General features: G+C 57.8%; 20 protein-coding genes. 7 read left to right on the top strand and 13 right to left on the bottom strand.

Features of this window, described 5'->3' with window-relative positions:
* Nucleotides 1-74 precede the first annotated feature (74 nt).
* The 3 genes from ROSMUCSMR3_RS06885 to ROSMUCSMR3_RS06875 all read right to left on the bottom strand — a co-directional run bounded on the left by ROSMUCSMR3_RS06885 (nucleotide 75) and on the right by ROSMUCSMR3_RS06875 (nucleotide 2,136).
* Nucleotides 75-1,019 (bottom strand): GIY-YIG nuclease family protein, encoded by a 945-nt coding sequence (locus ROSMUCSMR3_RS06885; RefSeq protein WP_237183546.1) that lies wholly within the window; start codon nucleotides 1,017-1,019, stop codon nucleotides 75-77.
* Between the two features lie 89 nt (nucleotides 1,020-1,108).
* On the bottom strand, nucleotides 1,109-1,651 hold the full coding sequence (locus ROSMUCSMR3_RS06880; protein WP_081506855.1) for a hypothetical protein: 543 nt from the start codon (nucleotides 1,649-1,651) through the stop codon (nucleotides 1,109-1,111).
* The gene (locus tag ROSMUCSMR3_RS06875) at nucleotides 1,648-2,136 is read right to left on the bottom strand and encodes a hypothetical protein (protein WP_157667269.1); all 489 of its coding nucleotides are present in this window, start codon (nucleotides 2,134-2,136) and stop codon (nucleotides 1,648-1,650) included. Before ROSMUCSMR3_RS06875 ends, ROSMUCSMR3_RS06880 begins: the two co-directional genes overlap by 4 nt.
* Before the next feature lie 134 nt (nucleotides 2,137-2,270).
* On the opposite strand from ROSMUCSMR3_RS06875, the gene ROSMUCSMR3_RS06870 reads away from it, so the two are divergent.
* Nucleotides 2,271-2,459, top strand: a complete 189-nt coding sequence (locus tag ROSMUCSMR3_RS06870; protein WP_081506853.1) for a hypothetical protein — start codon at nucleotides 2,271-2,273, stop codon at nucleotides 2,457-2,459.
* Nucleotides 2,460-2,487: 28 nt separating this feature from the next.
* Here the strand turns inward: ROSMUCSMR3_RS06870 and ROSMUCSMR3_RS21880 are convergent, their stop codons facing one another.
* Nucleotides 2,488-2,655 (bottom strand): helix-turn-helix domain-containing protein, encoded by a 168-nt coding sequence (locus tag ROSMUCSMR3_RS21880; RefSeq protein WP_198385589.1) that lies wholly within the window; start codon nucleotides 2,653-2,655, stop codon nucleotides 2,488-2,490.
* Nucleotides 2,656-2,955: 300 nt separating this feature from the next.
* Between ROSMUCSMR3_RS21880 and ROSMUCSMR3_RS06860 the strand changes: the two genes are divergently transcribed.
* The 6 genes from ROSMUCSMR3_RS06860 (at nucleotide 2,956) to ROSMUCSMR3_RS06835 (ending at nucleotide 11,307) form a co-directional block, all read left to right on the top strand.
* Nucleotides 2,956-3,168, top strand: a complete 213-nt coding sequence (locus ROSMUCSMR3_RS06860; protein ID WP_237183545.1) for a helix-turn-helix domain-containing protein — start codon at nucleotides 2,956-2,958, stop codon at nucleotides 3,166-3,168.
* A gap of 561 nt (nucleotides 3,169-3,729) precedes the next feature.
* Nucleotides 3,730-5,349: a carbamoyltransferase C-terminal domain-containing protein gene (locus ROSMUCSMR3_RS06850; RefSeq protein ID WP_081506849.1), complete on the top strand. Its 1,620-nt coding sequence runs from the start codon at nucleotides 3,730-3,732 to the stop codon at nucleotides 5,347-5,349.
* 106 nt (nucleotides 5,350-5,455) lie between these two features.
* Nucleotides 5,456-6,286 carry a glycosyltransferase family 32 protein gene (locus tag ROSMUCSMR3_RS06845; protein WP_198385588.1) on the top strand — a complete coding sequence of 277 codons (831 nt, stop codon included), beginning with the start codon at nucleotides 5,456-5,458 and terminating at the stop codon, nucleotides 6,284-6,286.
* A gap of 208 nt (nucleotides 6,287-6,494) precedes the next feature.
* Complete coding sequence (locus ROSMUCSMR3_RS06840; protein ID WP_237183544.1) at nucleotides 6,495-8,420, top strand: family 16 glycosylhydrolase; 1,926 nt, start codon at nucleotides 6,495-6,497, stop codon at nucleotides 8,418-8,420.
* Between the two features lie 338 nt (nucleotides 8,421-8,758).
* A complete protein-coding gene (locus tag ROSMUCSMR3_RS20990; RefSeq protein WP_087148865.1) occupies nucleotides 8,759-8,914 on the top strand; it encodes a hypothetical protein in 156 nt (51 codons plus the stop codon).
* A 257-nt stretch (nucleotides 8,915-9,171) separates the two neighbouring features.
* A complete protein-coding gene (locus tag ROSMUCSMR3_RS06835) occupies nucleotides 9,172-11,307 on the top strand; it encodes an ankyrin repeat domain-containing protein (RefSeq protein ID WP_081506847.1) in 2,136 nt (711 codons plus the stop codon).
* A gap of 234 nt (nucleotides 11,308-11,541) precedes the next feature.
* Here the strand turns inward: ROSMUCSMR3_RS06835 and ROSMUCSMR3_RS06830 are convergent, their stop codons facing one another.
* The 9 genes from ROSMUCSMR3_RS06830 to ROSMUCSMR3_RS06790 all read right to left on the bottom strand — a co-directional run bounded on the left by ROSMUCSMR3_RS06830 (nucleotide 11,542) and on the right by ROSMUCSMR3_RS06790 (nucleotide 19,823).
* Nucleotides 11,542-12,099, bottom strand: a complete 558-nt coding sequence (locus ROSMUCSMR3_RS06830) for a YceI family protein (RefSeq protein WP_081506846.1) — start codon at nucleotides 12,097-12,099, stop codon at nucleotides 11,542-11,544.
* 34 nt (nucleotides 12,100-12,133) lie between these two features.
* The gene (locus tag ROSMUCSMR3_RS06825) at nucleotides 12,134-12,736 is read right to left on the bottom strand and encodes an ImuA family protein (RefSeq protein ID WP_081506845.1); all 603 of its coding nucleotides are present in this window, start codon (nucleotides 12,734-12,736) and stop codon (nucleotides 12,134-12,136) included.
* A 245-nt stretch (nucleotides 12,737-12,981) separates the two neighbouring features.
* The gene (locus ROSMUCSMR3_RS06820) at nucleotides 12,982-14,292 is read right to left on the bottom strand and encodes an ATPase (RefSeq protein WP_008279134.1); all 1,311 of its coding nucleotides are present in this window, start codon (nucleotides 14,290-14,292) and stop codon (nucleotides 12,982-12,984) included.
* A 157-nt stretch (nucleotides 14,293-14,449) separates the two neighbouring features.
* Nucleotides 14,450-14,950, bottom strand: a complete 501-nt coding sequence (locus tag ROSMUCSMR3_RS06815; RefSeq protein WP_081506844.1) for a prepilin peptidase — start codon at nucleotides 14,948-14,950, stop codon at nucleotides 14,450-14,452.
* Nucleotides 14,951-14,959: 9 nt separating this feature from the next.
* A complete protein-coding gene (locus ROSMUCSMR3_RS06810; protein WP_081506843.1) occupies nucleotides 14,960-15,817 on the bottom strand; it encodes a tetratricopeptide repeat protein in 858 nt (285 codons plus the stop codon).
* Nucleotides 15,818-15,846: 29 nt separating this feature from the next.
* Entirely contained in the window at nucleotides 15,847-16,398 is a 552-nt protein-coding gene (locus ROSMUCSMR3_RS06805) for a tetratricopeptide repeat protein (RefSeq protein WP_008279131.1), read from the bottom strand.
* A gap of 14 nt (nucleotides 16,399-16,412) precedes the next feature.
* Nucleotides 16,413-17,393 carry a type II secretion system F family protein gene (locus ROSMUCSMR3_RS06800; protein ID WP_008279130.1) on the bottom strand — a complete coding sequence of 327 codons (981 nt, stop codon included), beginning with the start codon at nucleotides 17,391-17,393 and terminating at the stop codon, nucleotides 16,413-16,415.
* Nucleotides 17,394-17,403: 10 nt separating this feature from the next.
* Nucleotides 17,404-18,372 (bottom strand): type II secretion system F family protein, encoded by a 969-nt coding sequence (locus ROSMUCSMR3_RS06795; RefSeq protein WP_008279129.1) that lies wholly within the window; start codon nucleotides 18,370-18,372, stop codon nucleotides 17,404-17,406.
* A 5-nt stretch (nucleotides 18,373-18,377) separates the two neighbouring features.
* Nucleotides 18,378-19,823: a CpaF family protein gene (locus tag ROSMUCSMR3_RS06790; RefSeq protein WP_008279128.1), complete on the bottom strand. Its 1,446-nt coding sequence runs from the start codon at nucleotides 19,821-19,823 to the stop codon at nucleotides 18,378-18,380.
* Between the last annotated feature and the right edge of the window lie 16 nt (nucleotides 19,824-19,839).

The raw sequence follows: 19,839 nt of genomic DNA, 5'->3' as shown, positions 1-19,839 counted from the left end.
GCGGCGGCAAAGCCCATCTGTCTCCGGGCGCGTGACCCGGAGCTAGATGGGCTTGTTGGAAAGAGAGGCCCGCTTCAGGCGGCGGTTGCACTGGCCTCAAGATCATCGAGCAGGCCGAGGATCACCGGCGTCAGAGATCCATCATAGATCTCCGTCTTGACCCGGATCTGCCCTTGCCACGCTGCAGGATCGAGGGCTGCAGCGGGATGTGCCTGTTTCAATTCCCTGTGCATGGCCTTCTCGGCGCAAAGCGCGGCATGGCCGGTGGCCATCGGCACGACCCGCAGGATCTGGCAGGGCATCTCGTTGTCGCGCCGAAGCTGATAGGTCAGGCGGCTCTCAGGGTCGCGAGAGAAGCCGAGCTTCACGACCTCCCGGCCAGACGCGAGCGTGAAACCCATGGCGTAGACATAGCTGGCTGCACCGGGCCAGTCCTTGCCACAACCGCCGCAGGAAAACCGCCCGCTTTGCATGTTCGCGCGCGCGATCCGCTGGTCGTGACCACAGGCTGTGTGCGTGTAAATCCGGTAGTTCGGATTGCCCGAAGGATCCGCCGAGGTCAGGTGCCAGCCGCGGGCTTCGGCTTCCTCCGCCTCAGTTGCGGCGTGGCAGGTCTCGCAACGGACGCTCACGACGCCTGCAGCCATCCGCTTGACCAGTTCGAACTGGCGACGGACCTGATGGCCACAGGGCGCCAGGTAAAACGCATAATGGCGATGCGCGGGGTCGCGCCGCAAAAATGTGAGACCCGCGGCGTTTGCATCCTTGCGCCAGTCTGCCAGAAGGCACGACTGACAGAGCGGTTGCGCCGACATCAGCGTGAAGAGCCGCACCTTCTGTGTGGCCCCGCAACGGCGGCAGCGCAGCGCCAGATGCAGGCGGTCGATGATGCGTCCGACGATGTCGAAGCCCTTGGCCTCTGCTGCTGCCGCCCATTTGGGCAGAATGGCACCGTGGAAAACGGGATGCGGGATAGCGTCGATGATCAGCGTGGTTGGAGAAATGATTTGCGTGTTCATGAGAACGTCCTTCATTGGGGAAGAGGCGCGCCGACACATCCCGATCCAGAGGCCGGGTGCGTCTTTGCTGATGGTTGCGGTGGGGCTGCCTAGAAAAAGGCGGGCGACAGATCGTCGGCGGGCGCCGATGCGTCCGGCGCGATGGCGCAGTCTGGGCTGTAATCGAAGAGCGGCAAGCGCATCATGGCGTCGATCAGATGCCGTGCCTGAATCAACATCGCGTTGCGGGAATGTGCCGTGGGGCCGAAGCCCTGAACCTGAAACTGCCGGAAAAACACCAGCTTCATCTGCCGATGCAAATACTGCGGGCGTTCCGGGGCACCGTCCTTCAGCATGGCGTCCGCAAGCAATGCCATCCGGCGCAACGGCTGATCCTCGGGACGCTCGACGCGCAACCCGTGGACGTGCCGAAGCGTGCTATCCAGTCTCATCCGCGCGACCTGCGCATCGCGGTGCCAGACCCCATACGCCGGGTCGTAGCTGTGACAGATATCATCAAGATCCCGCTCCGCCTCGATGAAATCCGCGAGGCTGGGCAAAAGTGCTGCGAAGGCGATGGAATACACTGTGTCATGCGACGGTTCCAAGCGGTCTGCGTTTGTCGCGGCGGTCAAAGGAGTGAAAATGGTCATGCTAGGCCTCCTTCGCGCAGATGGGCTGCATGTGCCCGTGTTGCGATCCGCCCGAAGGTCGACAGGAAGCCGACTTCGATGCCGGAACGAGGGCGGCACATCGCCATCATGTCGAAGACGGCCCATTGCAGGATTTGAGCCGTGTTCTCTGCTACCATGTAGTCCAACGCGGCCGCTGCATAGCGGGCACCGGTGGCACAATCAGCGCCGTAGTCGCCGGTCGGGGCAACCTGCCAGAAACAGCGCGGTGCAGCCCCTGACGCGCGTTCCTCTGTCGTCACGTCACGCACGAAGGGGAGGGAAAGGATCGGGTGGTTGAGATGTTCGGCACCCGGCAGGACTGGGGTGTCATCGGCCAAGGCTGCCGCGAACGCCGGCATCGGGCCGGTGACCGCAGCGGTGGAATAGGACAGCCCGCGCAGCACAGCGCGGCGGGTAAGGTCTTTCTGCCCATCAGGCAGCATGTTAGAAACGGCATTAGCCATGTGCGATCTCCTCAATAGATCGGGCTTCGGTTAGGGCCGGAAAGGTGTCTTCAGCACCGTTTCGGCCCGTTGTGTTTGTGTCGCAGGTTCTATACTATGTCTATACATCAAAGGTGTCAAGACAGTGTCTATACATGAATAAGAGAATCAAGACTGCGCAGGTCAACTTGCGCATACGGCCAGAATTGAAAGAGGCGGCAGAGCGAGCGGCCTCGGAAGATCAGCGTTCGCTGACTTCCTTGGTAGAGAAGTTGCTAACTGACCATTTGCGGGAAAAGGGTTACCTGTCGAAAGTGGGCGGGGAAACACCAGACGCGGAATGAATTTTCCAACCGGCAAGAGCATGGTCTGTCAGAGAGTGAACAGCCTACGGTTCATGCAAATGGCCACCGCATGGACTTTGTTCTGTGCGTCCAGCTTTTTACAAGCATTGGCGATATAGGTCTTAACGGTTGTCTCAGTGAGGCCGAGTATTTGAGCGGTTTCCCATGCGGATTTTCCATGAGCGGCCCAAAACAAGACCTCGCGCTGGCGAGGTGAGAGCCGTGGCCATTCGGATGGCAGGGATATGGGCGGGTTGAGCGTCGTCGCGTCTGACGGGAAATTGAATTTGGGGGTGATGTGATCTGCGCCATCGGGCGCGAGTCTATTTTTGCTGGAGCTTTTCGCTTGGTATTGCTTGTTGAATTTGATGCACTCCTGAACTCTTGAACGGATAACTTTGCTTTTCTCTGCAAGCGGACATCTATCCGCCCGCCGATATACATAATATAGTTGATAAACTTATAATATGTAAACTGCCATCTGTGACAGATGGATATGAGAGAGCTCGTCGGCCGAAATTTTGCACGATTGCGCAACCAGAAGGGCCTGACGCAGGAACAGGTCGCTGAACGGTCAGGCATCAGCCAGCAGTATCTCAGCGGGCTGGAGAACGGACGCCGCAACCCGACGGTCATCACCCTGCACGACCTCGCCGAGGCGCTTGGTGTCAAGCCCGTTGACCTGATCGCGCCGAACGGCGACGCCTAGTGCGCTGCAGCTGACACAAGATGCCTGCGCGAAGGCGGGCTTGAGCTCAGGAGGCAAGTAGTCCGAGTGGAACTGTCAGATGACGGCACTCAACCCCAGTGCGGACCCACATGCAGGGTGCAGCATGTATCGGGGCATCGACACGCAGGGCGGAAAGCAGCCGTTTGCCGCAGGCGCACTTTCATTTGAGTACATAGCGACACCCGACATTCGCCTAGGCTATGCCGCCAGACTAAGGGTGGTCGACACGGAGGCGGTAAGCGGAATGACGGCGGCGAGGAATAGGGTCGCGGCAATATACAGTATCTGGACACGATTGCGGCTCATCTTGTGGCCATAGCCAGAGGTCGGGCTGCTGGCACAAACTGGACTTACGACAACGCTTGCACAGAGCATCCAGAATTTTGATTATAAACAAGAAAATTGATCCGCGGCCTCTTTTTCTTGCCGTTCTCAAAGTGTACAACGTGTTGAATATTTGATCTCTTCCACTCGACCATGTCGCATGGATGTGCCTGAAACCATCAAGCTATCCCCGGACGATCACGAAAGCATTAAGTAATGGACATACTTTCCTACAATCCGGGACATGATGGTGCCGTCTGCCTGATCAGGAATGGGCGACTCGTCTTTTCTGTTGAGGCTGAAAAGGACTCGGGATATCGCTACTCATATCTCACTGTCCCCGAACTGTTGGACGCAACTACCAATCTCGACAAGGTGCCAGAAGTCCTGTGCATGAGCGGGTGGTGGCCGCTAGATCATCACGAGTATCGGTTCGGCTCACATCGGAACGGGGGATACCGCGGTACTCGGCTCGAAGACGCTATAATGGACGCTGGTCGCCTGTTCAGCGGGAAGACAGATTATTTCTCGTCGTCTCACGAACGTGCTCACATTCTTTGCGCGTACGGCATGTCGGAGCTGCCTATGGGAACCAAGTGCTACGCCCTGGTTTGGGAGGGCGAGATGGGCTCTTTCTACGAGATCGACCAACGCTTGAATATCACTCTCGTGGCTGATGTCATGACCCAGCCGGGGAACAGATATGGTCTGGCATATGGGTTGGCAGACCCCACCTTCCCGAAAGACGGTCCGTATCCGCGTAGCTCTGATGCAGGCAAGCTAATGGCACTTGCCTCTTTCTCGACTAGAGCTGCACCGACCGCAATTGAGCAACAGCTGATTTCCCACCTCCTTGACGGCCCCTACTGCAAGCTGGCCGATTTCGAGAAGCTTCCCGAAGTTCCACATCTAAACATTGGGCTGAACGACACTGAATTTAGGAATTTCGCCGGTATTTTTAGCGATGCCATTTTCTCCCGTTTTCATAATTTCGCGGAGAAAAACCTTGAAAGGGGAAGGCCTTTGATCATCGCAGGTGGCTGCGGGCTCAACTGCGACTGGAACAGCAAGTGGGAAAAGTGCGGTATATTTTCCTACGTATTCGTTCCTCCGGTCGCCAATGATTCAGGTGTCGCCATTGGCACTGCAATCGATGCACAATTTCGATATACTGGTAACGCAAAAATCGACTGGGATGTCTATTCTGGCTTGAATTTCCGTTACGCGGGTGCAGTGGAGCTGGGCGATTACGACGTCTTCGACGGTGAGCCGGGTGTTGTAGCTCGGCTGCTCCAAAGCGGCCTCATACTCGGATGGGCGCATGGGAAGTATGAGATAGGACCAAGGGCCCTTGGGAACCGCTCAATACTTGCTGAGCCTTTTCGTGAGGAAACGCGGGTTAGGCTTAACGAGATCAAGCAGCGCGAGCAATTCCGACCGATTGCACCAATATGCACGAAGGAGGAAGCCGAGCGATGGTTTGATTGTGACACAGACAGTCCGCATATGCTTTACACGCACTACGCAAGAACGGATACCTTGGCCGCTGTCACGCATGTGAACGGAACCGCTCGCCTTCAAACGGTGACGCCAGCCTCAAATGCACCTATGTACGACCTCCTAAACGCCTTCCAAGAACTGACTGGCTTTGGCGTCTTGTGCAACACGTCACTGAACTTCAATGGGAAGGGCTTTATTAACAACCTGACCGACCTAGACGCATACGCGAAGGAGCATGGGCTCGACGGATTCGTGGTCGATGGAAAAGCCTACCTCCTAAAGATTTCTGATTCCTATAGGCATTTCCTTCAATCATCCGGTGAGGTGGGTAGCTAAGAGCGGAAACAATGTCGCAACCGTATTCTTAATTCCCCCCAATGATGACTCATTCGCAAACGGCGCCCCTTGTCTGCGTCCGCCATTCGGAAAGGCAAGTGATGCCATGACCAAAAAACCAAATGCTGAGGTTGAGGCTCTGAGGTCAACTTTCGTTCGTAGGCTGATCCTTGAGCAGGCAGAACGAATAATCGGTGAAGAGCGTTTGCATTTTGATTCAGGTGAGAACGCGATTCCTAGAAAAATCCTCCAATACTGGCACGACCTATCCGATCTTCCCACCGACGTGCGCGAATGTATGGCGAGCTGGGAACAGTTGGCGGAAAAGGGTTTTGAGTTCTTCCTACATGATGATGTCAGCGCAGCAGAATACATAGCGAGAAAGTATGGGAAGAGGGAGCAAGATGCATTCGCGCGCTGCGCACATCCCGCAATGAGAAGCGACTATCTGAGGTTATGCTTCATTGTCGAAGAGGGAGGTCTCTACGTAGACTCCGATGACGTATTGATCGGCGAGGGGTGGAGCCAGTTGTTCGATGGCAACCGGCTGAAAGTTCAGCCGCTGTGCTACGACATCAACGCTGGCGGAATGATGGCCGCAGGCGACATCTGGAACCCGGAGCTCGGCAGCGACGGCCGCGTCTATTACGTAAATAACGATCCCATCGTTGCTCCAGCACGGCATCCGATGCTGATGCTGGCATTGGATCGCGCTACCGCCAAGCTTCTCGGTGACGAATCAGATCCAGAGATACAATCCACTACTGGACCAGGAAACTTGACCATCGCCCTTGTGGCTCACGCCAAGCGGTTGCAGTCATGTGGCCAACCGTTAGATTTCGAATTCCTCAAGGGATGGGATTCTATTGCCGAGATGCGATGGCAGCTTTCCTACAGGGAAGACGAACGGAATTGGCGGAACGTTTATGGATGCTGAGCGCTCCTAACTTGCAGGAAGATTCATGAACCTCCGGAACACATTTGGCTGGCTGCGGGCTAATGCATTCAGAGTTCTTAATGCCCTTTTGAGTCATCTCCCTGCCCGAAAGTTTAGTTCCTTTGGCCTCGCTCCCGGACAGATCGGAGCGATATTTATAATTAACCTCGAACGACAACCGTTAAGATTGCATCGCACGTTGCGAGAGTTGAACCGATTCAGAACGGAATCGGGAATATCACTGGTCTCGATCACCAAGACACAGCCTGCTGTTGATGCGAGAGACGGGCGAAACGTTGCGTCGACCGCAGATGTCGACCCCGAGTACTTACTCGGCGATCAGCTCTACGTTCAACCCAACGAACTTCTCGAACATTTCTTCGGCGTCAACGAGCCCGTGACAATGACGCGACAGGAGGTGGCGGTTGCCCGCTCCCACATAGAAGTTTGGAAGGCAGTCGCCACCGGAGAAACTGAACACGTTTTAATCCTTGAGGACGATATTTGGTTCCGACCGGGAGCGCGCGCACTAATCGATCGTGCCTGGATAGCTGCACAGAGCCGCTTTCCGGACTCGAAAGGACCCGATCTGCTGTACTTCTCCTACCAGAATGCCGATGGGACGGCCGAGCGACGGGATGTCTGCCGAAACCTTTTCCGGCCAGGGCGGGGCTTGTGGTTCCTTTCTGGATACGTCCTTTCACGAGAAGGAGCGCAAAAGCTCCTGCTTGCGATGCCGGTCAAAGGACCGGTGGACATGTGGATGAACCGACGCTTCGATGAACTACGAACGTTAGCGTTGTCCTCACCTGCAATCCTGCAGCGACGCGATGGGGGATCGGACAACAGCTATTCCGTTATTCCTTATCTCGCTCGAGCCGGGGTAATCGACGCAGATGAGGTTGCCCCGCCACCTAGAGTTGCGGCTGGCCCGCTGCTTGTTTGGTGTAGTGGAGAAGCCAAGGAAAGTGTAGCGATGGCCCTTTCGATGCTCGGGCTTCGCGTTAGGGTGTTCGATTTGGGTGACGCGATGATTGGCGTGGATGATCTATCGGCAATACTCGCGGATTTTGACGCACTCGTAGCCCCCAAGATCGAGTCTCAGCTTCTGGTGAAACTCGCCGAAGACACGAAGTTGAAATTCTTGATCGACAGGAGCGACCGGCGCCCGTTTGATATCAGCGGCGTAGCACGATCGAACGTTGCCGAATTCTGTGATGGTGGAACGGATTCCGCGCGTTGGGCCATTCTGTGCGATTTTCTTGGCCTTCCCCAGCCGATTGCAGCCTATCCGGACGCCCGCCCTTTTGAGTGGAGGCTCTTTCGCGACGATCGCGACCACAAGATTTATTCGAGAAAGAGCGTGGAATGGCTCGCACCGCTGTCGGACAGCTCTGCCTGGGCCCTGAGACCGGCATCCGGTTGGCCATCGGAACCGGATCCCATGTCGAGCGCACTAACGGAGATCTATCCTTTGGTCGATTCCTCTATCGGACAAGATTTATCTGATTTTAGTCCCTTAGACGAGACTTTTCCCGGAAATCTAGCTTCGTTTGAGCACCAGTGCGTCGAGCAAGAACTTGGGGCCGCAACCTTGACGCTGCGGGCCTGTCCGAACCCGAAACTCACGCGTCCCTATCGTTCTGGGGCCCTTGTAAGTTATGCAAGTCATCAGCACGGTCGCTTCGAGGCGGACATCAAGGCGGCTAGAGGCGGGGGGCTCGTGACAGGTTTCTTTCTACATCGAGCCGGTCCGAGACAGGAGATAGACTTTGAAATCACGGGAAACGATACGACAAGCGTGCTGCTCAACGTATTCTTCAATCCGGGCGACGCGGGGACCAACGCGGCATACGGTTACCGGGGCTCCCCATGCCGCATCCCACTGGGATTTGACGCTTCCAACGATTTCCACCGATATTCGATCGAGTGGAGGCCTGACAGCATAACGTGGGCGGTGGATGGACGGATCATACACCGGCGCGGTAGTTGGGATCCGACACCAGTTCCCCATCTTCCAATGAAACTTCATTTTAATCTTTGGGCATCTCGCTCTCAAGAATTTGCTGGGCAACTCGAACCAGCCTGCCTCCCGGCGGTAGCGCAAATAAGGAGTATCCGGATATCGCGGTGAAGCTTCGGTTTTGCTTGAAGAGTGATCTAGAAAAATGCTGCGCCCCGTACCAAGCGACCGCTTTCGGAAGCGGCATCGCAGCGATTGCGCTCATCCTGAATGACGGCTCAGGGCCGGGCGTGTCGATCACTTGGGTCATCGCTGTAGGCATCTTGGGTCCGTGCCGCGCCGCCGCAAGTCCGCTCTAAGCCCGTTTGGATAAATGCTGCAATTGGCAGCAACGGCGGCAATGCGGAGTTCGCCAGTAAAATCCCCAAATGCTGTCCCCTGTTTGTCATTTGATCGCATCCTACACTTTCCCCATATTCAAGACATCCTAAACACGAAAGGAAATCAGGATGTCAAAAGCAAAACCCATGAGCCCGAAAGCCGCGGCCCGCATTCAGGCCGCAGGCGCAGCCAAGACAGGTGGTCAAACAGCTAAGGGAGGTTTTGTCGCACGTGCGCAACGTGCCGCCGCAAAAGGTTCTAATCCCTTCAGCGCCAAGAAATGAACTGTTCGGGATGGTGGCAGAGTCACCATCCCGCTATCGAGGTGCAATATGTACTATTCGCAAGACAAAGAGTTAAACAAGTTGATTGAAGACGAGGTCATTTCAGGCGCACGTTTCGCACACGGGAAGAAACATGCAAAACTATTTCTCGCTGGAGGGGGCCTGCTGGTATTCTCGCGCACACCCAGTGATCGAAGAGCATTTCAGAATGTGAAGGCAGACCTCGCCAGACTGCATCGACTACAGGATCAGGCATAATGGTTTCTGATCTTACCCCTATTCCCCAACCTTCGGAAATCGCGGCGTTTTTGATCCGAGCAATGTCTCATGTCGACGACGCTGGCGAGGCAGCTCTGAAAAAGGAGCTACAACGCCTTCGTATGGGTAAGCCGTTGTCTCCCGATGCTGCGAACGACCTTCTGAAAAAGCACCTGCAATATTTTCATGATGCAAACGGCAACGAAGAGTGGGGAAAAACGGACTTCTTGCCAATGTTGCAGGGATACGCTCATTTGTGTCTTCACCTTGATTGCGCGGCTTTGCCCGCTAAGGTTGTGCGTGGAATTTTCGACAGGGTCGCATTCGGCTGCTTCCAAGAGCTTTTTCGGGACATCTTGCCCGTCACAGGAATTTCGCCACACGACATCCTTGGGCAGCCAAAACAAGCTACACAACTTATATGGCAATCCCGCCTAAAAGACTTTGGAATCACGCAGCTCGCGGTCGAAATCGATCGTCTAAGCGGCCTGCATAAAGGGGTGGAGAACTGGGAAGCTTCGATCGACCGGTGGTCAAAAGGCGAGAACGACATTCAAATCTATACCATCTTGGCGCTGATGAAGAACTATGATCGAAAGTTCGCACGCGCGCTGTTGGCAGTGAGGCTATACCGGCGGTACTGTGACCTGACTTTGGTCGATTTCCGGAACCATGTTCCGGGGTATGAAATCCCCTTGTGTTACCATGAAGTTCAGTCGGCCATTGCAAAGCAACTTGAGGCTCCAGAGTTTTATAACATCTGCGAGCTTAGCGAAGCACAACAGATCGCCGTCAATGAAATTGCGCGACTTACGGACCCATGTCGCGAAAAGGTGGATGGTGATGCGGCCGCCGCTGAATCGCTCTTCAAGAGCTTAGAGATCTCTTTGCATGGGCAACCTCGCCTGGCCGGTCTTGGCTTCTTCAAGGGACGATATTTCGCACAGCTGGGAAAACTCGAAGACGCCCTAAATCAGTTCGATGATGCCGCTACTTGGTTTCAGTTTCGCAGTGCCGTTCAGTTGAGGCGCTGTCTCCACTATGTTTTGAACATTTCGCAGATGCTTGGGAAGCGAAAGACCTATGCGAAGTGGGAAGGTTTCTGTGGGGGACTTGATCTTGGGATTGATATTCCAGACGCAAGTCTGGCCTTAGCAAGAGACTTCCCAAGCCTGTTTCCAGAAGCTGCTCCTGTTTTCAAATCACATCCTGGGGAAGACTATCTCATCAATCTTACAAAATGGGAAAACCGCCCGGTCGACGTTCGATACCCGAACCGAACCATCAAAGGGTATGGCCAGAGCCCTACGCCACAACTTGCGCTTTTTGCTCATCTCAGACAAGTCGACAAGGTCCAGCAACTGCTAGCGGCTGGCGCTGACCCGAACATCCTTGATCAAAACGGCGGCTCAGCGCTTTTGAACGCATTGCAGGGTGGTAGTGATGCGTGTTTCTGGACGCTGCTTCCAATGACGTCCAAAGAGGTGATCAACAGCCGAACCAAGGGTGGTAAATCTCCTTTGCTCGAAGCGATATCCAATGGGCGAGCAGACATCCTTCAAGGCCTTATCGACCGTGGCGCAGATGTTGAAATGACGGGAGCCAGGCAACAAACGGCCCTTTTCGAAGCAGTAGCCCAGTTTGCGGACTCAGACATTTTTGTCCGAGCAGCAATTCAAACCGTTGTGACAGGTACCGATCTCCCTGCGGTTTTGCGCAAGACAAGCTCTCCTTTCCCTGATGAGGAAGCCCACGTGCAATCGATGTCTCGTTACACCGAGTATGAGTTGGCCATTCTGCCGGAGCTTGCGAAGCGTTTTGTCAAAGGTGATACCTCGGCCACACGAAAAACTGTTCAACTTCTTTTAAATTTTGGCGCCGATGTAAATGCAGTGAATGGAACGGACAAACTTACACCGTTTTTGTATGCGGCTGAAATTGGAAACCCATGGCTTCTAAGGACACTGATAGACTATGGTGCCGACATCCGTTCTATGGATGCGCGCGGTGGAACTGCCTTGTCCCGCCTTCATTATTTTGGTCATTCGCGACTGGCCTCTGACTTTCTTACTTGGGTAGAACCGACAGAGCGGATTTGGTTGAGAGAGGCAGCGATGCCTGGTCGGTGGATTTGAGGACTGAGATAACAGCGTGCAGCTTGATCGTGAGAGGACCCTATCGAATTTCTTTCCGCGCTCCATGCGATTCCAGAAATCCATTGTAAGGCTGCGACCGTCCGCAAGGTCCCGCATCTTACCAACTCGCGACGCGCGCGGCGAAGGTCAGCTATCAAAAACTCACGTCTAGGACTGGTGCTTCGCCGCGGGGCTGAGGGCAGTCAGTCTCTGAAACGACCCTATGCTCCCCCCCTACCTCTCCACCTGCGCCACGATCCTCAACCCGATCTCTGGGCCGACGAGGGTGGCATAGCCGCTTGCGCCGAAGCTGTGGCGGTTGAGGGTGCCGGTGAGGAGGATTGTGAGGTGGGAGAGGTCCTTGGGGTCGGTCTTGGCTTGGCGGTAGAGGCCGCCGGTGAGGGTGACGGGGTGGGTCACGCCGCGCACGGTCAAGAGGCCGGTGATCCGGGCCTTTTGCAGGGTGCCGGTGATCGCTGTCGAGCGGAAGGTAATGCTGGGATGGCGGGCGGTGTCGAGCAGGTCTGGTCCTTTCATCGCCTCTGTGGCGAAGAAGAAGCCCGCGCGAGTGCCGGTGGCGTCGAGGGTGACGTCGACCCGGCTCGCGCCGAGATTGCCCAGATCAATCCGCATATCCGCCGATGTGATCGGCATTGTGCCACGATTGTTGCCGATGGCGGCGTCATAGGTGAAGCCCACGGTGGAGGTGGCCGTGTCGAGGCGGTAGCGCTCGGGCGCGGCGGCGGCCTGCGTGGCGATGAGGCAGAGGGTGAGGGCGAGGCGTCGGATCATAAGGTAAGATACGCGCGGCGCGGGGCAGTGGATGTCACGTTTGCTTGAGGGCCCATGCGCCGGGGCGGCCAGTGAGGTGCCATTCAGCGGGGGGCGCTGTGCGGGCGCGGCGGCGGGTGAGGTGCCAGCGGTCGGTGCCGGGCGTATGGGCAGGGGCCATGTGCCAGCGGGTTTCCACGCCGGGTGCGCCCCCATCGCCCGGTGTCAGGATCAGACCCAAGGGGCGGTTGTGGCCACGTGCTGCCCCTTCTTCGGCGGCGAGATGCAGGCGGCGCACCGGGGTGAGGGCGGGTGGCTCTGGCAGGTCGGCGATGATGAGCGGGGCCGCGCCGCTGCGCAGCGCCTCTTCCATGCACCACAAGAGATCCTCGCGTCGCTCTGGTGCGACGAAGATCAGGCGCTCTGGCCCGTTCTCGGCCCCGGTGAGGGGGCTGATGCCATCGGGGTTGAGGTGGTCGCGTGCCCATGCGGGGGCAATCCAGAGCACGGGGCCGCGCAGAGCACCGATGAGGAGCATCGCAAAGCTGTGGCGGGCGGGGCCGGTGCATTCGTGCTGGCGGGTGAGCGGCAGGTCAAGCGCGCCCAGAAGGCGGAGGGCGGGGCGATGGCTGTCACGGGCGAGAAGTGGAATCGTCATGGGCAGAGAATAGCGTGTTCGCTAAATGTTCTCAATCGGGGTGCGAATAGCATTATACAGATCAGCGTCTGTGTCCCGTGAGGGGGGCAGACGAGAGCTCAGCAAAAAGCTAAGAGTGCTCTAAAGCGCGTCGCGTATGATCAGGTTCTCATCGCCCCGGCTCCCGAACAGGGGCCTTCACGCTGACTTGGCGAGGTCCCGGGTCAGGCCCGGGATGGGTGTGTTTCGATGGAGCGCAACACGCCCTAGTGCAAAATCTCTTCCTCGCGCACGAACATATTGGCCCAGGCGCGTTCGATGAGTTCGGGGGTCATCTGATAGGGGATGCCTTCGAAATTGCAGATCGAGATCATCTGGTCGATCAGAAAGACCGGCTGATAATTGGCATAGACATTGTCGATCGTGGGGTATTTTTCCTTGATCAGGTAGATCAGCGCGGCTTCGTCCAGCGGCATGCCTTTCTTGCGGGCGACCATGGCGAAAATCTTGAGGAAGTCGGATTGGCAGGGGCCGTCGATCTTGATCTTGTAGAAAATCCGGCGCAACGCGGCCTTGTCGAAGATCGAGTTGGGGTGGAAGTTGGTCGAGAAGATCACCAGCGTATCAAACGGAACCTCGAATTTCTCGCCGGATTGCAGGGCGAGAATATCCTTGGCCTCTTCCAAGGGCACGATCCAGCGGTTGACGAGGGCCTGTGGCGGTTCGGCCTGACGGCCAAGGTCGTCGACGATGAAGATGCCGCCGGTGGATTTGAGTTGCAGCGGCGCCTGATAGGTGCGCGCCGTGGGGTTGTAGACGAGATCGAGCATCGACAGGCTGAGTTCGCCGCCGGTGATCACGGTCGGGCGTTCGCAGCGGACATAGCGGGTGTCGAAGGTGCGTTTGCGGCGCAGGCTGCCGGGATCGTCAATCTCGACCTCGGCCTTGGAATGGACGATGGGATCGTAGACGGTGATGACCTGCCCGGAATACTCGATGGCGCGGGGCACGTAAATCTTGTCTCCCATGGCATCGCGGATGCCGTTCGAGATCGAGGATTTGCCGTTGCCGGGCGGGCCATACATCAGGATCGAACGGCCAGCGCTGACGGCGGGGCCAAGGTGATCAAGCAGAGCCTTGGGCAGGATCAGGTGGCCCATGGCATTGGTCAGTTGTTCGCGCGTGACCTGAATATTGCGGATCGACTGGCGTTTGACCTGTTCGCGGTAGACCGAGAGCGGCACCGGCATAGCCCCGAAATATTCCGATTGGCTGAGCGCGTCGAGGGCGCGGGATTTGCCCGCGTCGGTCAGTTGATAGCCCATTTCGCCGCTGGAATTGGCGTTGAGCGTGCCGGTTGCCTCGATCAGCTTTTGCACGCGGGCCATGTCGATCAGCTCTTGCGTGACCGCACGCGGCAGGCAAATCGCCTCGGCGATGTCGATGGCGAGATCGAGGTTCTTGCGGAACATGGTCTTGAGCAGGATGTCCCGCATCATCACGACCGGCAACCGCATTTCTTCTAGCCGAGACGGGGGCGGGGGCGGCTGAACGCCGGTGCTGGCCTGCATGTTCATCTGGTCTGCCTGTGCTGGGTCGGACTGCGTTGCCGTCACCGTCGCATCAAAAGGTGCAGAAATTGTGGAGAGTGTCGGGCAGCTCTGGGGCGCTTTGACCCTTTGATCGCGCGCAATCTAGAACCGAAAAAGTCACGCAACGTTTTCTGCGAATGCTTTAGGCCCCATAGAGCGCGCCCAGACCCAGATAGATCGCAAGCGTGCCGCCCAAGGCAAAGCCCATGGGGAACTTTTTGCCCGCGTGCCAGCTCTGCCAGTCGGGGGCAAGTCGGCGCAGGGGGCTATACATGATCACCCGATGTGTCACAAAAGCCCCGAGCAGGGTGGCGGCAAAGATAAAGGCGAGGGTCGCGGCATCGCCAAGTGCCGCAAAAGGGGCGGCCGCAGCGATGAATTTGGCATCCCCCGCGCCCATCAGACGGACAGCGTTCATCGCGATGCCCGCCACCAGCATGACCGCCAGATGCGAGAGCCGCCACGCATAATCCACGAGCGGCAGGGTCATCAGCCCGATCACGAGGAAAATCCCCACCAGCGTCAGAACGGCGGTGTTGGGGATTTTCATCCGGCGCAGATCGCTGAGTGCGACCCAAATGCAGACCGGCAGGACGAAAGGCAGGAACCAGAGGGCCGATTGCGCGGTGATTTCGAGCGACATCGGGTGGTCCTAGCCTGCGACCTTGGTTTCGAGCGCGCGCAGTGAGCGCACGGCATCCTCGAAATGCTGCGGATGGGTTTCGACGGCATCGCGCAAGAGCCCTTCGCCAATCGCGGTATCGCCCTGTTTGATGGCCGACAGGCCAAGCGTATAGAGCAATTGCGCGCGCTCGGTCTGGCTGACCGGAAGCACGGGCAAGGAGTAATTGCGCTGTGCGCCGCGGGCCAGAACGAGGTTGTTCTTGGCGGTGAAGAGTGCCGGGTCTTGGCGCACGGCATCAGTAAAGAGCCGCTCTGCTCCGGGGTAATCGCCGCGCGTCAGCTTGGAATAGCCCCAGTTGTTCATCACGCTGGCGGGTTGGGTCGTGAGGCCAACGGCGATTTCATAGAAACTGTCGGCCTTGGTCCAGTTTTGCTTGCTGTCGGCGACCATCGCCTCGAGCCGGTAGCGTTTGAAGGTTTCATGAGTGGGCGGAATGCTGTCCAGCGCCGTCTTGGCGCGGTCCCATTCGTTGTTGCGGATCAGGGCATCGGCCAGATCGACGCGGTCCTCATCCGTGGCGTCCTTGTGTTCGGTGACGCGGGTCCAGATCGAGACGGCCTCGGTGTTGCGTTTGGCGCGCACGAGAGATTGGCCCAAGCCGCGCAACAGGTCGATACGATCTGGCTTTTCGCCCACGGAGCGCTGGAAATAGGCAACCGCCTCGTTCGGGTCGCTGGCGGTTAGCATCACGTCATTAAGGTTGGTTTCGTCCACGACATTGATGTCTTGGAAAGCGCGGTCTACGTCATTCCCGCTGGACTGCTCACAGGCGGACAGGGCAAACGCCCCTGCCACGCACAGGGAAACAAGAATAGGGTGGCGCATTTGTGCGTCCTTTTACTGCCTCGGCCTCGTCATGGTATCTTGCGGACCAGAAAATCGCCACTGCCCCGCCGTACCAGTTTATAATCTTGCTCTTCCGGTTCACCATAATCGGAATTTTCCGATTTTGCGAGTGCTAAGCGCAAATTGTCGCGGATTGCGTCACTTTCGCCATTGTCGAGGGCGTAGGCGCGGCGCAGCATTTGTTCTGCCTCGGGATACTCGCCCTGTTCGACCAGCACGACCCCGAGGTTGTTCCAGGTTTCGGGGGTGGCGTCGGTCTTTTCGATGGCTTCGCGCAGAAGGCGTTCGGCGGTGCCAAGGCGCCCAAGGGCAAGATTGGCGCTGCCCAAGCCTGCCAGCACATCGGCGGTCAGGCCTTGGGTGACGGCGGCGCGGGTATAGGCCTTGTGCGCAAGTTCGTATTCGCCCGCATCCATCAGGCGATGCCCAACCAGAAGCCCATCTACGGCCTGTCCGCCGGGGGCCACGCCGGGGGCGAAAGGCCCATCATGTTTTGGGGGTGTCAGGCAACCTGCCAGAGCGAGTGTGCCCACCAGAAATACCACCGCCCGCCCTATCATGTCGCTCCGCTCTGTTATTTGCTCATTGCCAGCAGGTCCATGATACCCAGAACTGACGGCCCGACCAGAATGATCAGCAATGGCGGCACTGTAAGCATCATCGTGGCCAATGTCATCTTGGTTGGCAGCTTGTTGGCTTTTTCCTCGGCGCGCATGACGCGTTTGTCACGCATTTCGCCAGCATAGACGCGCAGCGCCTCGCCGATCGAGGTGCCGAAGGTTTGCGACTGAACCAGAACGGTCACAAAGCTGGAAATATCCTGAACGCCGCAGCGTTCGGCCATTTCGCCCAGCACTGACGGCTTGTCGCGGCCAGCCTTGATCTGAAGGGCGACGATTTCGAATTCGTCGGCAAGCGCGGGGTAGGAGGCGCGCATTTCGCTGGCGACGCGGATGATGGATTGGTCCATGGATTGACCGGCCTCGATGCACACGAGCATCATGTCGAGACTGTCCGGGAAGCCGTCCTGAATTTCCTCTTGGCGTTTCTGCTGGCGTTTGGTGACCCAATATTTGGGCATCATGTAGCCGATACCGGCAGGCCCGAGGATATACATCAACGTCTCTTGCGTGCTGGTCTCGGTGCCCGATTTGACCAGGACATAATAGATCACCCCAAGGATCAGCAGGCCAACCCCGAGCGCGAATTGCGCGAAGTGGAAATAGCGCACCGCATCGCGATGCCGATAGCCTGCCTGCATCAGCTTGAGGCGGATCTGGCTGAGTTGCTTGGCATCCTGCGGTTCCAGGAAGGTCGCGTAGCGGTCGAGTTTCTTGTTCTGTACGCCGGCGCGCAAGCTGGTCTTGGTGCCGACCGAAGTGGAACTGCGCTGGTTCTCTTGTTTGAGTTTTTCGAGGGGGTCCTGCTTTTGCCGCAACATCAGGGGGATCGTGAGCAGGATGAGCATCACACCCAGACCACCCACGGCGATGAGAGGGCCAAAGGGACCAAGCGCGCCGGTCAGGACATCGTTGAGAACTGAGAGAATTTGCATGATACGTTCCTCAGACCTTGATGCTTACGAGGGCGCGCATCACGATCAGGTTCAAGACCAGAAAAACGCCGACGACCAGAACAGCGGGGATAAAGAAGGGATGCTCCATCGCCTCGTCGTAGTAATCGGGCTTGAGCAGCTGAATGCCGACCAGCGCGAGCAACGGAAAGGCGGAGAGGAATTTGCCGGACCATTTTGCCTCGGCGGTGATGGCCTTGACCCGGCGGAAGAGGCGAAAGCGGGCGCGGATCACCTGGGCCAGACCGGCGAGGATCTCGGCCAGGTTGCCGCCTGATTGTTGCTGAATGGTCACGGCCACGGCGAGAAAGCGCAAATCCTGCATATCGAGCCGTTCGGCCATTTCCTTGAGCGCCTCGCCCATGTCGCGACCATAGGCGGCCTCGTCCGCGATGATGCCGAATTCGGTGGCGAGCGGATCGCCCACCTCGGTGGCGACGATGCCGATGGCCGATGAAAACGGATGGCCGACCCGCAAGGATCGCACCATGAGTTCGATGGCGTCGGGCAATTGTTCCTCGAGCAGCGCCATACGTTTGGATGCTTTCATGCTGATCCAGGTAAAGATGCCGCCCACGCCAATGCCCACAGAGGCAATCGCGCGCACCGGGGCCGCGGTATCCGTGGCGACCGACAGGCCGATGAAGGCCAGAACGCTGAGACCGACCATGAGAAGGATCAGTTGGCGGGGGGTAAAGGCGATGGCGGCCTTTTGGGCCTTGTCCGAGAGGATCGCATAGAGCGGGAGCCTGCGCGCCTTGAGATGCTGCTGCATTTCCTTGCGCAGCTTTTCCATCACCTCTTCGCGGTTGCCCGATTTGTCGAGCATTTCGAGCCGCCGGTTGACCCGGTTGTTGAGGCTGATCGAGCGGCCAAAGACGGTGAGATAGATCCCCTCGACCAGAACGAGGACGCCAACGAAGATCAACGCATAGATGATGGGTTCGGCACTGAGGGTCATCTGCGTTACTCCGCTGCGATGGGTTCGTAGATATGGGAGGGCAGATCATAGCCCCAGAGCCGGAAGCGTTCTGAATAGTGTGAGCGCACGCCAGTGGCGGTAAAATGGCCGATGATCTTGTTGTCGGGGGTCAGGCCCACGCGCTGAAAGCGGAAGATTTCCTGCATCGAGATGACATCGCCCTCCATGCCGGTGATCTCGGTGATCGAGGTCATCCGGCGCGAGCCGTCCTGAAGGCGGCTGGCCTGAACGATGAGGTTGACGGCGCTGGCGATCTGGCTGCGCACCGCCTTGAGCGGCATTTCGAGCCCAGCCATGGCGACCATGTTTTCCAGACGGCTGATGCCGTCGCGCGGATTGTTGGCGTGGATTGTGGTCATCGACCCGTCATGGCCGGTGTTCATGGCCTGCAACATGTCGATCACCTCTTCACCGCGGGTTTCGCCCACGATGATCCGGTCGGGGCGCATCCGCAGCGCGTTCTTGAGACAGTCGCGGGGGGATACCTCGCCCTTGCCTTCGACGTTGGGCGGGCGGCTTTCCATTCGGCCGACGTGGATCTGTTGCAGTTGCAATTCGGCGGTGTCCTCGATTGTGAGGATGCGTTCATCATTGGCGATGAAAGAGGACAGCGCGTTGAGCGTGGTGGTTTTACCAGAGCCGGTACCGCCGGAGACGATGACGTTGAGGCGGGTGGCGACGGCGGCCTGGAGATAGGCGGCCATTTCCTCGGAAAAGGCCCCGAATTTCACCAGATCGTCGATCCCCAGCTTGTCCTTTTTGAATTTCCGGATGGACACAAGGCTGCCATCCACCGCAACGGGGGGCACCATCGCGTTAAAGCGCGAGCCATCGGCAAGGCGGGCGTCAACATAGGGGTTGGATTCGTCCACGCGCCGACCCACCGCCGACACGATCTTGTCGATGATGCGCAGCAGATGCTTTTCATCCTTGAAGGTGACGTCGCTGAGTTCGAGCTTGCCCGCGCGTTCGATAAAGATCTGGTGCGGGCCGTTGACGAGAATGTCGTTGACCGTGTCATCCTTGAGCAGGGTTTCAAGAGGCCCGAGGCCCTTGACCTCGTCATAAAGCTCTTGCGTGAGCTGCATGCGGTCTTCGCGGTTGAGGACGATGCCCTTTTCTTCGAGAATTTCGCCGGCGATAGAGCTGATTTCGCTGCGCAGATCGGATTCTGTGGCCGAGTCGAGTGCGGCGAGATTGAGGTGGTCAAGCATCGCGCGGTGCAATTCGATCTTGATCTCGCTGATCCGATCTTTGCGCTTGCGCTCTTTGTCCACGCCGACGGCCACCGCTGCGACCTTGGGCAAGGGTTTGCGGAAGGACGGTAGGGCTGCGGCATCGACCGGCGCGGTCCGGGGGGCCGGTGCGGGTGCGGTGGAGGCCTTGGGGGCGGCCCGGTCACTGGGCGATTTCTTGTATCGAGAGAACATCTGGTCCTACCTTTGG

Origin of the sequence: Roseovarius mucosus (assembly GCF_002080415.1) — a bacterium.
Classification (GTDB): Bacteria; Pseudomonadota; Alphaproteobacteria; order Rhodobacterales; family Rhodobacteraceae; genus Roseovarius; species Roseovarius mucosus_A.
Note: the sequence above shows the minus strand (reverse complement) of the source record. Positions and strands in the feature narration are given on the sequence as shown.